Source organism: Tistrella bauzanensis (assembly GCF_014636235.1).
GTDB classification, from domain to species: domain Bacteria; phylum Pseudomonadota; class Alphaproteobacteria; order Tistrellales; family Tistrellaceae; genus Tistrella; species Tistrella bauzanensis.
The window spans coordinates 1-10,508 of sequence record NZ_BMDZ01000106.1; the positions used below are offsets into that span (position 1 = coordinate 1).

Below are 10,508 nucleotides of genomic sequence, written 5' to 3' on the forward strand. Positions count from 1 at the left end.
GAGGATTCGACACCCCGAGCCTAACGGCTCAAGGCGAGCAACGCCGCTCTCCCTTTTTCAACAATGACCGGGACATCCCCAAGCATCACAACACCGGCTCAATCAGGCGCGAAGTCTGTCAAAATTTGCGGTAAATGAATCCCTACTCCATTGCTTTGATCTCGACGGGGGAAAGATCGCAATGACCGAGGCGCCCTTCTGTGACCGGCCGCCGCTTACCGACCGCGTGAATGCCTATGATGAGCAACATCTGGCGATATACCTACGGCTGCTGATGGCCGAGGAAGAAGGAGCCGACTGGCGAGAGGTCGTGCTGGTGCTCTTCGGCCTCGATCCGGCGCAAGAGCCCTGCCGTGCCAAAATCGTCCATGAAAGCCACCTGGCCCGCGCCCGCTGGATGACCGAAACCGGCTATCGGCACCTGCTTCAGCCACGAGCGCAGTAAGCCGCCGCAGATCCGTTGTACGGGTTGTCGTCGCGCGCGATGCAATCATAGGGTCTAGCGCAAAGCCTGCGTTTCCGGATGGTTTGAAGCTCCCCGAATAGGGGATCAAGACGAGAGGAAACGCCATGCCCACACAGTATTGGCGCTCGCCGGAGACGATCGATCACTTGAATCGCCTCGAACGCCCCGGCTTCGCCGTCGAATTCCTGCGCCGCAACGCCGAATACCGGCGTGAATACGCCCAAATTCAGCGCCAGATCGCGCGCGATCACGTCGATGCGGAGTCCGCTCGCGCGGATTTCGCCCGACGATGGGGGTTGCGGTTTCGCCCACGACCCGAGCATTCCGGTCGGCGACGAACCCGCTACCTGGCTGCCGGAACTGTCGCCCGGCACGCTGCTGCTCGATGCAGCGCCGAGCGGATTCGCGCCTGTGGTCCTCGACCCATCCCAACTCGGCTCGATTGTCGCTGACCGGACCGATGATGAGGGTCGTGAGGTCGTAATCGTCGACGGGTCCGGCGAGCTTCACATCCGGCTCAACAGCGACCTGGTCGCTCGGCGCCCCATGATTCTCCTGCCGCTCGGCGCTGCATCGGTCGATCTCAGACTCGATGTCGCGTCGCGCTTCATCCGCAAGGTGGGCGGCCAAACCATCGGCCTTCTCCCACGGGCGTTGCGACTGACCACGCAGCGCAAGCGCCGTCTCGTTCAGCTTCTTCATGCCTTCGACATTCACGACATCGGCGGCGGCCCTCGCGACGTCGCGGAAATCGTCCTGCGTTCGGAACAGGCCCGACTTCCATCTGTCGAGTGGAAAGACTCCCACGCGCGACGCGCGGCCAACCGCCTGATCCATGACTCGATCGCGCTCGTCGAACGCGGCTATCTCAAATTTCTGCGCGGCGGCTGATCAGTCCCGTAGTCGGCTTTCAGCGCGCACCGTTCCTCCATTCATCCCTGCACCGATTGGACCATCGTCCGCTCATTATCGCGCGAAGGGGGACACCCCCTTCCGAAAATCTTCGTCCACCCCCAACGCCTGAGCTCTCCGCCACCGTGACCCCGACATGCCGCGACTTGGCCGCGGCGCTTCGAGGCAAGACGGAGGCTTCCCATGCTCGACAGGTCCGCGCAGCTCGCCACCCGCTACGTCCGAACCCATGAGGCGGCGCGCATCCTCGGCATCTCGCCGCGCACCCTGGAAAAATATCGCTGTCACGGCAGCGGCCCGACCTTTCGCAAACTCGGCGGTCGCGTGGTGTACGCGGTGGGCGATCTCGAAGCCTGGGCCGACCAGGCGGCCTGCCGCTCGACCTCGGACCCCCGCTACGTCGAGGCCCGCGCCGCCGGCCACGCGCATCGCTGAGGCGCTCGCCGATGTCGTCGCGCCGCCTCGTCACCGCCAGCGAACGGAGCAAGCTCGAACCGTTCGTCGTCGCCACCGGCGACGCCAGTCCGCGCGACCAGCGCGACCTGATGGAGCGGCCGTTCTTCTCGCTGGCCAAAGCCAGGCGCACGACCCCCATCCTCTATGAAGCCGGCGACGTCCGCGTCGAGGTCTACGCGGCGCTCGAGTTCGGCATGGCCACTATCTGGGACGCCGATGTCCTGATCTGGGCGGCGAGTCAGATCGTCGAGGCCGAAAACCTTGGTTTCAAAACCTCACGCTTTCTGCGCTTCACGCCCTACCAGCTCCTGACCGCGATCGGTCGCCAAACCGGCTCCCGCGACTACAAGCTCTTGAAGGGCGCGTTCGCGCGCCTGCAGTCGACCGTCATCCGCACGACGATCCGTAACGGCGAGCATTGGCGCCGCCATCAGTTTTCCTGGATCAACGAGTGGGAGGAATGCACGACGCGCGACGGTCGCGTCGAGGGGATGGAGTTCGTCCTTCCCGACTGGTTCTATCGCGGCGTCGTCGACCGCTCGCTCGTTCTCACGATCGACCCGGCCTATTTCCGCCTCACCGGCGGTATCGAGCGGTGGCTCTATCGCGTCGCCCGCAAACACGCCGGCCGCCAGCCCCGAGGCTGGCTGTTCGAGTTCGCGCACCTACACGAAAAATCCGGCAGCCTCGCCAAGCTCGCCGACTTCGCCTTCGATCTCCGCCGGATCTCCGCCCGCCAGCCGCTCCCCGGCTACCGGCTGCGCGTCGAGCGCGATGGCCGGCGCGAGATGCTGCGCATCCTGCCGGCCGGCTTATCCACAGGGCCTGTGGATATCGCTGTGAATGCGGTCGGGACTTCGGGCGTTCCCGCTATCGGGACTTCAGGCGTGCGCCTATCGGGACTTCGGGAGTGCAAACCGCAGCTAACCCTCTGGCCTGAAACCACGATTCCGGCCCTTAACTTAGAGTCTAACTCAGAATCTAACTCTTGTTGTTGGCCCGCGCGTTCGGCGGATAACCCCGCCGACCGGCCGATTTCAGATCGCCCAGGACGCCAACCGTCGCTGCCCTTCAGCCGCAAGCCGGGAGGGAAGAGATGATCGTCGCCCTCCTCAACCAGAAGGGCGGCGTCGGCAAGACGACACTCGCACTGCACCTCGCGGGCGAATGGGCGCTGCATGGCAAGAGCGTCACGCTGATCGACGCTGACCCTCAAGGCTCGGCGCTCGATTGGTCGCAGCAGCGGGCGAGGGAGAACGTCTCACGGCTGTTCGGCGTCGTCGGCCTCGCGCGCGACACGCTCCACCGCGAGGCGCCCGAGCTCGCCCGCACCGTCGACCATATCGTCATCGACGGTCCGCCGCGCGTCGCCGGGCTGATGCGCTCGGCATTGCTCGCTGCCGATCTGGTGCTGATCCCTGTCCAGCCGTCGCCGCTCGATGGCTGGGCCTCCGCCGAGATGCTCGGCCTGCTACGCGAGGCGCGCATCTACCGCCCGCAGCTCGCCGCGCGCTTCGTGCTGAATCGCTGCGGCGCCCGCACGGTCATCGCCCGCGAGACGGCCGAGACCTTGGCCGATCACGATCCGCCGGTGCTTGCCAGCACCATCGGCCAGCGCGTCGTCTTCGCCGACGCTGCGCAGTCGGGACGCTTGGTCTTCGAACTCGCGGAGCAGGGCGTCGCCGCGCGCGAGATCGCCGCGATGGCCGCCGAGGTGGCGAGGATCGCGCTATGAGCGAACGGTCCACCAAACGTGGCTTCGTATCCCGACCCGGCGACGCCGAGAGTTGGATCAAGGCTCCCGAAGCGAACGGCAGACGGTCGGATGACACATCCGCCTTCAGCGCGCGGCTGACAATCGACGTCACCCCGGCGCTACGCGGCCGCATCAAGGTCGCCGCGTTCCGGCGTGGCATCACCGTCGCCGACATGCTCCGCGACCTTCTCTCCCGCGAATATCCCGACGATCCCGGAGTGTCCTCATGAACGACAACGAGCAGTCGCCGCCGCGCGTGGTGCCGCCATCGCATCGGCGCACCGTCGCACTGACCCATGTCGAGCTGACCTGGATCGAGAAGACGATCGAGCACTGGCTGCGTTTCGGCCGGCGCGCCGAGGAGAAGATCCTCGATCGCCGCCGCAGCGTCTCCAGCTTCAAGCCTGGCAGCATCTTCGCCTTCGTGCGTTGGGCGTCGAACGACTTCGGCACGGTCGTCTCGCGCATGGACATCGTGCGCGCGGTCGAGCCCGGCGTCTGCTACCAAACGCTGCCCTTCGTGCGCCCCGGCGGCGAAATCCTGCTCCGCGTCGATGGCTGGCCGAAGGTCGAGCGCGTGTTGCAGGCGATCGATGCGGTCGAAGCGCTCGACATCGATCCCGCTGACGCCGCGCCGGAATACTGGCGTCACCTCCACAATCGCCTCGCTGCTGGGCAAGAGCCGCGCGCCTACACGCGCGCGCAACATGCCGCCTGGCTCAAGCGCCGGAGCGTCGCGCCATGACCCGCTTCGGCTACGTCATGACGACGTACTTCGCGATGCTCGCTATCGGCGCCCTCGCGTTCTTCCACCCGGCGCCACGGCTGATCTGGAACGCCACGGCGAGCACCCCGACCGGACTCTATGTGCTGCATCCACTCGGTACGCTCCACACGCTCGAACTCGTCGTCGTGCGCCCACCCGAGCCGATTGCGAGCTACCTCGCCGACGGCGGCTTCCTGCCCAAGGGCGTGCCGCTGCTCAAGCACGTCATGGCGCTATCCGGACAGACCGGGTGTCGGGACGGCGACGTCGTCACCGTCGATCAGGTCGAGGTCGGCGTCGCTCATGACCGCGATCACCTCCGCCGTCCACTGCCGCGCTGGAGCGGCTGCCGCGTGCTGCGGCCGGGCGAGGTCTTCCTCATGAACCCCACCGTCCCGGACAGCCTGGATGGCCGCTATTTCGGCCCGCTCCCCGCCGCTTCGATCGTCGCGCGCGCGGTCCCGTTGTGGACCGACGAAGCCGGCGACGGCCGCTTCGTCTGGCGCGCCGCCACCGATTGACCCGCTTTCCAACCCGCCAACCCAGGAGGTTCCCATGGCGCAGATCGGTCACTTCACCCGCGATAAATCCGGCTTCACCGGACGCATTCAGACGCTCTTCTTCTACCGCGACCTCTTCCTCGTTCCGGCCGAATCTTCCGATGCCGAGAATGCGCCCGACTTTCGGGTCCACCTCGGCGATGCCGACGGCCCGGAAATCGGCGCGGGCTGGAAACGCACCGGCGAGAAAGCAGGCGAATACGTCTCGCTTGTCATCGATGACCCGGCGCTGGATCAGCCGATCCGCGCCAATCTCTTCCAGTCCGGCGACGACAAGTCTGCGTGGGTCCTGAACTGGAACCGCCCTCCCAAGCGCGGCCAGCGGGATTGAGCGCATGCGGGCCGCTCTCATCATGCTCGTCGGGGCGACGGCGTTGGGCATGTCCGCCGTCGTCGCTCACGCCCAGACCGCTCGGATCGAGCTGCACGCGCCGAGCGATCCCTATGCCGGGCTCATCGCGGAAGCGGCCCAGCGCTTCGGCATTCCGGCGGCGTGGATACGGGCGATCATGCGTTTCGAGAGCCGCGGCGATCGGCGCGCGATCTCGCCCAAGGGGGCGATCGGCTTGATGCAGCTCATGCCCGACACCTGGGCTGCGCTGCGCGCTCGGTACGGCCTTGGTCGCGATCCGTTCGATGCCCACGACAACATCCTGGCGGGCGCGGCCTTCCTGCGCGAAATGCACGACCGCTACGGATCGCCGGGCTTCCTCGCGGCCTACAATGCCGGACCCGGTCGCTACGAAGACTATCGCGATAGGCACCGCCCGTTGCCGGCCGAGACGGTCGCTTATGTCGCGGCGCTCGTCCCTTTTGTCGGGGCCGGCGCGATCGATGGGCCTGTCCTCATGGCGGCCTCCGATCCGTTGTCCTGGACGCAAGCGCCGCTGTTCATAACGCGGCCGGCAAGCGCTGAACCCGCTGATCGCACGTCGGCCAAACCGCCGCCGAGCGACACGCCGGCCGTCGTCGCGGTGCGCGATCTCTCCGCCATCGCGCCGCAATCCGATGGGCTGTTCGTCCACGTTTCCGCAGCGGGGCCGAAGCCGTGATCGCGCCGCTCTCACATCGACGTGCCGCTATATCACCTCGGTCAGCTCGCGCTTTCCCTGTCGGCTCGGCGGCCTCCGACGTCTTAAGGCGCGGCATCCCAGCTACAGGGCGCGATTTCGCAAACAGGCGCGGAGTGGCGTGTTTCCGAGAAGAAGGAAGCGCGGACAGGGGAGGAGCGCAGAAACCAACCGACCGAGGGCCAGATAAAAGGCCGCAAGGTGCGGCTCTGTCGGTTGGTTGTTTTTGTTTGAGTTTTTGGCTGATCCGGCAATGTGCGGCCCCCGCGTGCAGGGTGCGTGGCGCCGCCAACACATTGCCCACCCTCTGTTTTTCGCACATTGCCGGGGCCGGCGATGGCTGAGGAGAACGACTTCCAGCCCCGGCCAGGCCGCATCCGCTCTTCACGCAGTCAGCGGGCAAAGCCTTTCATCGCCCAGGCACTCGCTGCCGCCCAGCGCGCCGGCGGCGGCATCTCACGGCAGGGCCTATTCCGAAGTGCCAGCCGCTCGACCTTCGGGCGCGGCCGTGTCGCCGCCGTCCGGGCGAACCATCTGCTCACCGGCCGCTCGCGCCTGGTGACGGTCAAGGCGCGTGTCGTCCGCCACACCGCGCGCTCCGCGCCGCTCGGAGCGCATCTCGGCTACCTCCGGCGCGAGGGCGTCACCCGGGACGGGGAGAAGGCGCGGCTGTTCGGCCCGGAGACCGAGGACGCCGACCCCCAGGCCTTCGCCGAACGGTGCGAAAGGGATCGGCATCATTTCCGATTCATCGTCTCACCCGAGGACGCGCCGGAGATAGCCGACCTCAAGGGCTATGCCCGCGACCTGGTCGGCCAGATGGAGAAGGACCTCGGCACCAAGCTCGATTGGGTCGCCGTCGATCACTGGAACACGCAGCATCCGCACGTCCACATCATCGTGCGCGGCGTTGCCGACGACGGCCAAGACCTCGTCATCTCCCGCGATTACATCAAGGAAGGGATGCGCGCCCGCGCCCAGGACCTGGTCACGCGGGAGCTGGGGCTGCGGAGCGACCTCGATATCCACCAAGCGCTCGAGCGTCAGGTCGAGGCCGAGCGCTGGACCCAGCTTGACCGCCAGCTCATCCGTGACGGCGGCCGACATGGCGTCATCGACGTTGCGCCCTCTCCGGGCCAGGAGCCGGACCCGTTCCATTCACTGAAGGTCGGCCGCCTGCGGCATCTGGAGAGCCTCGGCCTCGCCCATCAGATCGGGTCCGGCCAATGGACGATGGACGAGGCGGCCGAGACCACGCTGCGCGAGCTCGGCGAGCGCGGCGACATCATCAAGCGCATTCACCGTGGCTTGCGAGAGCGCGGGATCGAACGCGCGACCGCGAACTACGTCCTCGCGGGCGAGAGCCTCGACGTGCCCGTCATCGGCCGGCTCGTCGATCGCGGGCTCGACGACGAGCTGAAGGGAACGGCCTATGCCGTGATCGACGGCGTCGACGGCCGCACCCACCACATCAAGTTCCCCGACCTCGACGCCACCGGCGACAGCGCGCCCGGCTCGGTCGTCGAACTCCGCGCGTTCGATGACGCGCAGGGACGTCGGCGCGTGGCGCTCGCCGTGCGGTCGGATCTCGCCATCGAGGACCAGGTGACGGCCAGCGGCGCGACTTGGCTCGACCGCCAAGCGGTCACGCGTGATCCGGTAGGGCTCAGCCAGACGGGCTTCGGCGCCGAGGTCCGCGATGCGCTGGAGCGGCGGGCCGACCAGCTCATCGAGCAGGGGCTGGCCGAGCGACAGGCGCGGGGCATCACCTTCTCCCAGGGCCTGATCGGCACGCTCCGCCGTCGGGAAGTCGAAGCCTTGGGCGAGCGGCTTGCGGCCGAGACGGGCCAGACCTTCAATCAGGCCGCCTCCGGCGAGTACGTCGCCGGATCATACCGTCAGCGCTTCGCGCTCGCTTCCGGCCGGTTCGCCATGATCGACGACGGCCTCGGCTTTCAGCTCGTGCCCTGGACCCCATCGCTTGAGAAACAGCTCGGCCGCCACGTCTCCGGCGTCGCCCGCGATGATGGCGGCGTCGACTGGGGCTTCGGCCGCAATCGGGGACTTGGCCTGTGAGCGCCGCCTCCCATCATCGATCTCAGGAAAGGACGACCGGCATGTCGGCGACGAAGATACTCTGGGGCCAGGTCATCACCGTCTTCGGGATCGTCCTCCTGACGATCTGGACCGCGACGGAATGGACCGCCTGGCGGCTCGGCTTTCAGCCCGAACTTGGCCGTCCCTGGTTCGAGGTTTTGCATTTCCCGTTCTATCTACCACCGGCCTTCTTCTGGTGGTGGTACGCCTACGACGCCTACGCTCCCTCGATCTTCATCGAGGGTGCCTATATCGCGGCGTCTGGCGGGATCATCGCCGCGGCCGTCGCCATCGGCATGTCGGTTTGGCGGGCTCGCGAAGCGAAGAATGCCGAGACCTACGGCTCCGCACGATGGGCGCAACCGAAGGAGATCGAGGAGGCCGGCTTGCTCGGTCCCGATGGCGTTGTGCTCGGCCGCTATCAACGCAGCTATCTCCTCCACGACGGCCCCGAGCATGTGCTGTGCTTTGCACCGACCCGCAGCGGCAAGGGCGTGGGTCTCGTCATCCCGTCGCTCTTGACTTGGCCGGGTTCGGCGATCGTCCACGACATCAAGGGCGAGAACTGGCAGCTCACCGCCGGCTTTCGCGCCCAGCACGGTCGCGTGCTGCTGTTCGATCCGACCAACGCGAAGTCATCGGCCTACAATCCGCTGCTCGAGGTCAGGCGCGGCGAGTGGGAGGTGCGCGACGTCCAGAACATCGCCGACATCCTGGTCGACCCCGAAGGCAGTCTCGAAAAGCGAAATCACTGGGAGAAGACCAGCCACGCGCTGCTGGTCGGCGCGATCCTGCATGTTCTCTACGCCGAGGAGGACAAGACGCTCGCCGGCGTCGCGTCCTTCCTGTCCGATCCGAAGCGGCCGATCGAGTCGACGCTCTCCGCCATGATGCGAACGCCGCACCTCGGCGAGGCCGGCGTCCATCCTGTCGTCGCCTCCGCCGCGCGCGAACTGCTGAACAAGTCCGGCAACGAGCGATCCGGCGTTCTGAGCACGGCTATGTCGTTCCTCGGCCTCTACCGCGACCCCGTGGTCGCCGAGGTGACGCGGCGCTGCGATTGGCGCATCGGCGATATCGTCGCCGGCGACCGGCCCACCACGCTCTACCTCGTCGTGCCGCCGTCCGACATCAACCGGACCAAGCCGCTGATCCGCCTGATCCTCAACCAGGTCGGCCGGCGGCTGACCGAGGACCTGCAGGCCAAGGCCGGGCGACGCCGGCTCCTCCTGATGCTCGACGAGTTTCCTGCCCTCGGCCGCCTCGACTTCTTCGAGTCGGCGCTCGCCTTCATGGCTGGCTATGGCATCAAGAGTTTTCTCATCGCCCAGTCGCTGAACCAGATCGAGAAGGCCTACGGCCCCAACAACTCGATCCTCGACAACTGCCATGTCCGGGTGAGCTTCGCGACCAATGACGAGCGGACCGCCAAGCGCGTCAGCGACGCGCTCGGGACGGCGACCGAGATGAAGGCGATGAAGAACTACGCCGGCAGCCGGCTGTCACCCTGGCTCGGGCATCTCATGGTCTCGCGCTCGGAGACCGCCCGCCCTCTGCTGACGCCGGGGGAGGTCATGCAGCTCCCGGCCACCGACGAGATCGTCATGGTTTCGGGCGTTCATCCGATCCGGGCGAAGAAGGCGCGCTACTACGAGGATGCACGCTTCGAGGAGCGCATCGTCGCGCCGCCCGTGCCGGTGCGGCCGAAAGAGGGACGCCCCGACGATTGGAGTACGCGTCCGTTGCCGCCCCGGCCACCGGCGCCAGCGGCGGCTAATGGCGAGGACGCGGACGACGAGGATCCGAAGAACGCCGACCGCCGGAAGCAGCCGGAACTTGGCCAAGGAACTGTCGAGAAGCAGGCGCCGATCGAGAATGAGTTCGCGCTCGACCAGGTCGACGACATGGAGGAGGACGCGCCTCGCATCGGCCGCATGAACGACCTCATGCAGGGCCTCGCGCGGCAGGCCTCCCTCGATCCAGGCGACGACCTCGGCATGTGAGGCGCGCATGGCCATGTCGAAGAAAAAGGCTCAGCTCTCCGTCTATCTCGATCCCGATGTCATGCAGGCTCTGTCGGCCTATGCCGCTCGCCGTCAGCAGTCGATGTCCCTGATCGCTGAGGCCGCCATCGCGTCGTTCCTGTCGCCCGATGCGGACGAGCGGAAGGAGGCGGCGATCGCCAAGCGGCTCGACCAGCAGGATCGCCGCCTGGCGCGGCTCGAGCGTGATGTCGGGATCGGTGTCGAAACCCTGGCGCTGTTCATCCGCTTCTGGCTGAACACGACGCCGCCGCTGCCGGAGCCCGCCGCCAAGGCCGCACGAGCGCAGGCTGGGGCACGATATGAACCGCTCCGGGTTTGCCGGAGGCTGTTTCATTTGAGTCAGGCGGCGATGGTCGCCTGCTCGTGGCCGGCCCACCAGC

Annotated in this window: 13 protein-coding genes and 1 pseudogene; all 14 read left to right on the forward strand. The window is 66.9% G+C overall.

Features of this window, described 5'->3' with window-relative positions; genetic code table 11:
- Positions 1-181 precede the first annotated feature (181 nt).
- On the forward strand, positions 182-445 hold the full coding sequence (locus IEW15_RS23835; RefSeq protein ID WP_188582764.1) for a DNA -binding domain-containing protein: 264 nt from the start codon (positions 182-184) through the stop codon (positions 443-445).
- Between the two features lie 125 nt (positions 446-570).
- Positions 571-714 (forward strand): annotated as a pseudogene (locus tag IEW15_RS26650) (transcriptional regulator domain-containing protein); the annotation flags it as partial.
- Positions 677-1,357, forward strand: a complete 681-nt coding sequence (locus tag IEW15_RS23840; RefSeq protein ID WP_322111527.1) for a DUF2285 domain-containing protein — start codon at positions 677-679, stop codon at positions 1,355-1,357. The pseudogene IEW15_RS26650 and the gene IEW15_RS23840, both read left to right, overlap by 38 nt.
- A gap of 204 nt (positions 1,358-1,561) precedes the next feature.
- On the forward strand, positions 1,562-1,813 hold the full coding sequence (locus IEW15_RS23845; protein ID WP_188582766.1) for a helix-turn-helix transcriptional regulator: 252 nt from the start codon (positions 1,562-1,564) through the stop codon (positions 1,811-1,813).
- A gap of 11 nt (positions 1,814-1,824) precedes the next feature.
- Complete coding sequence (locus IEW15_RS23850; RefSeq protein ID WP_188582768.1) at positions 1,825-2,934, forward strand: replication initiator protein A; 1,110 nt, start codon at positions 1,825-1,827, stop codon at positions 2,932-2,934.
- Positions 2,931-3,569, forward strand: coding sequence for a ParA family partition ATPase (gene parA / locus IEW15_RS23855; protein ID WP_188582770.1), 639 nt, complete (start codon positions 2,931-2,933; stop codon positions 3,567-3,569). Before IEW15_RS23850 ends, parA begins: the two co-directional genes overlap by 4 nt.
- On the forward strand, positions 3,566-3,820 hold the full coding sequence (locus IEW15_RS23860; RefSeq protein ID WP_188582772.1) for a hypothetical protein: 255 nt from the start codon (positions 3,566-3,568) through the stop codon (positions 3,818-3,820). The genes parA and IEW15_RS23860 overlap by 4 nt, the downstream gene beginning before the upstream one ends.
- Positions 3,817-4,335: a DUF2840 domain-containing protein gene (locus IEW15_RS23865; RefSeq protein WP_188582774.1), complete on the forward strand. Its 519-nt coding sequence runs from the start codon at positions 3,817-3,819 to the stop codon at positions 4,333-4,335. The genes IEW15_RS23860 and IEW15_RS23865 overlap by 4 nt, the downstream gene beginning before the upstream one ends.
- On the forward strand, positions 4,332-4,877 hold the full coding sequence (locus IEW15_RS23870; protein WP_188582776.1) for a S26 family signal peptidase: 546 nt from the start codon (positions 4,332-4,334) through the stop codon (positions 4,875-4,877). The genes IEW15_RS23865 and IEW15_RS23870 overlap by 4 nt, the downstream gene beginning before the upstream one ends.
- 34 nt (positions 4,878-4,911) lie before the next feature.
- Positions 4,912-5,247 (forward strand): DUF736 domain-containing protein, encoded by a 336-nt coding sequence (locus IEW15_RS23875; RefSeq protein WP_188582781.1) that lies wholly within the window; start codon positions 4,912-4,914, stop codon positions 5,245-5,247.
- Between the two features lie 4 nt (positions 5,248-5,251).
- A complete protein-coding gene (locus tag IEW15_RS23880; RefSeq protein ID WP_188582783.1) occupies positions 5,252-5,968 on the forward strand; it encodes a lytic transglycosylase domain-containing protein in 717 nt (238 codons plus the stop codon).
- A 354-nt stretch (positions 5,969-6,322) separates the two neighbouring features.
- The gene (locus IEW15_RS23885; protein ID WP_188582785.1) at positions 6,323-8,062 is read left to right on the forward strand and encodes a relaxase/mobilization nuclease domain-containing protein; all 1,740 of its coding nucleotides are present in this window, start codon (positions 6,323-6,325) and stop codon (positions 8,060-8,062) included.
- Between the two features lie 41 nt (positions 8,063-8,103).
- The gene (locus IEW15_RS23890; RefSeq protein ID WP_188582787.1) at positions 8,104-10,086 is read left to right on the forward strand and encodes a conjugal transfer protein TraG; all 1,983 of its coding nucleotides are present in this window, start codon (positions 8,104-8,106) and stop codon (positions 10,084-10,086) included.
- Between the two features lie 7 nt (positions 10,087-10,093).
- Positions 10,094-10,508 (forward strand): hypothetical protein (locus IEW15_RS23895; RefSeq protein WP_229708649.1); only part of this gene is annotated, 415 nt, incomplete at its 3' end.

What these genes read in the sequence shown, in the direction of transcription:
- IEW15_RS23835 (WP_188582764.1), top strand. Translation starts at nt 182, where the DNA reads ATGACCGAGGCGCCCTTCTGTGACCGGCCGCCGCTTACCGACCGCGTG.
- IEW15_RS23845 (WP_188582766.1), top strand. Translation starts at nt 1,562, where the DNA reads ATGCTCGACAGGTCCGCGCAGCTCGCCACCCGCTACGTCCGAACCCAT.
- IEW15_RS23850 (WP_188582768.1), top strand. Translation starts at nt 1,825, where the DNA reads ATGTCGTCGCGCCGCCTCGTCACCGCCAGCGAACGGAGCAAGCTCGAA.
- parA (WP_188582770.1), top strand. Translation starts at nt 2,931, where the DNA reads ATGATCGTCGCCCTCCTCAACCAGAAGGGCGGCGTCGGCAAGACGACA.
- IEW15_RS23860 (WP_188582772.1), top strand. Translation starts at nt 3,566, where the DNA reads ATGAGCGAACGGTCCACCAAACGTGGCTTCGTATCCCGACCCGGCGAC.
- IEW15_RS23865 (WP_188582774.1), top strand. Translation starts at nt 3,817, where the DNA reads ATGAACGACAACGAGCAGTCGCCGCCGCGCGTGGTGCCGCCATCGCAT.
- IEW15_RS23870 (WP_188582776.1), top strand. Translation starts at nt 4,332, where the DNA reads ATGACCCGCTTCGGCTACGTCATGACGACGTACTTCGCGATGCTCGCT.
- IEW15_RS23875 (WP_188582781.1), top strand. Translation starts at nt 4,912, where the DNA reads ATGGCGCAGATCGGTCACTTCACCCGCGATAAATCCGGCTTCACCGGA.
- IEW15_RS23880 (WP_188582783.1), top strand. Translation starts at nt 5,252, where the DNA reads ATGCGGGCCGCTCTCATCATGCTCGTCGGGGCGACGGCGTTGGGCATG.
- IEW15_RS23885 (WP_188582785.1), top strand. Translation starts at nt 6,323, where the DNA reads ATGGCTGAGGAGAACGACTTCCAGCCCCGGCCAGGCCGCATCCGCTCT.
- IEW15_RS23890 (WP_188582787.1), top strand. Translation starts at nt 8,104, where the DNA reads ATGTCGGCGACGAAGATACTCTGGGGCCAGGTCATCACCGTCTTCGGG.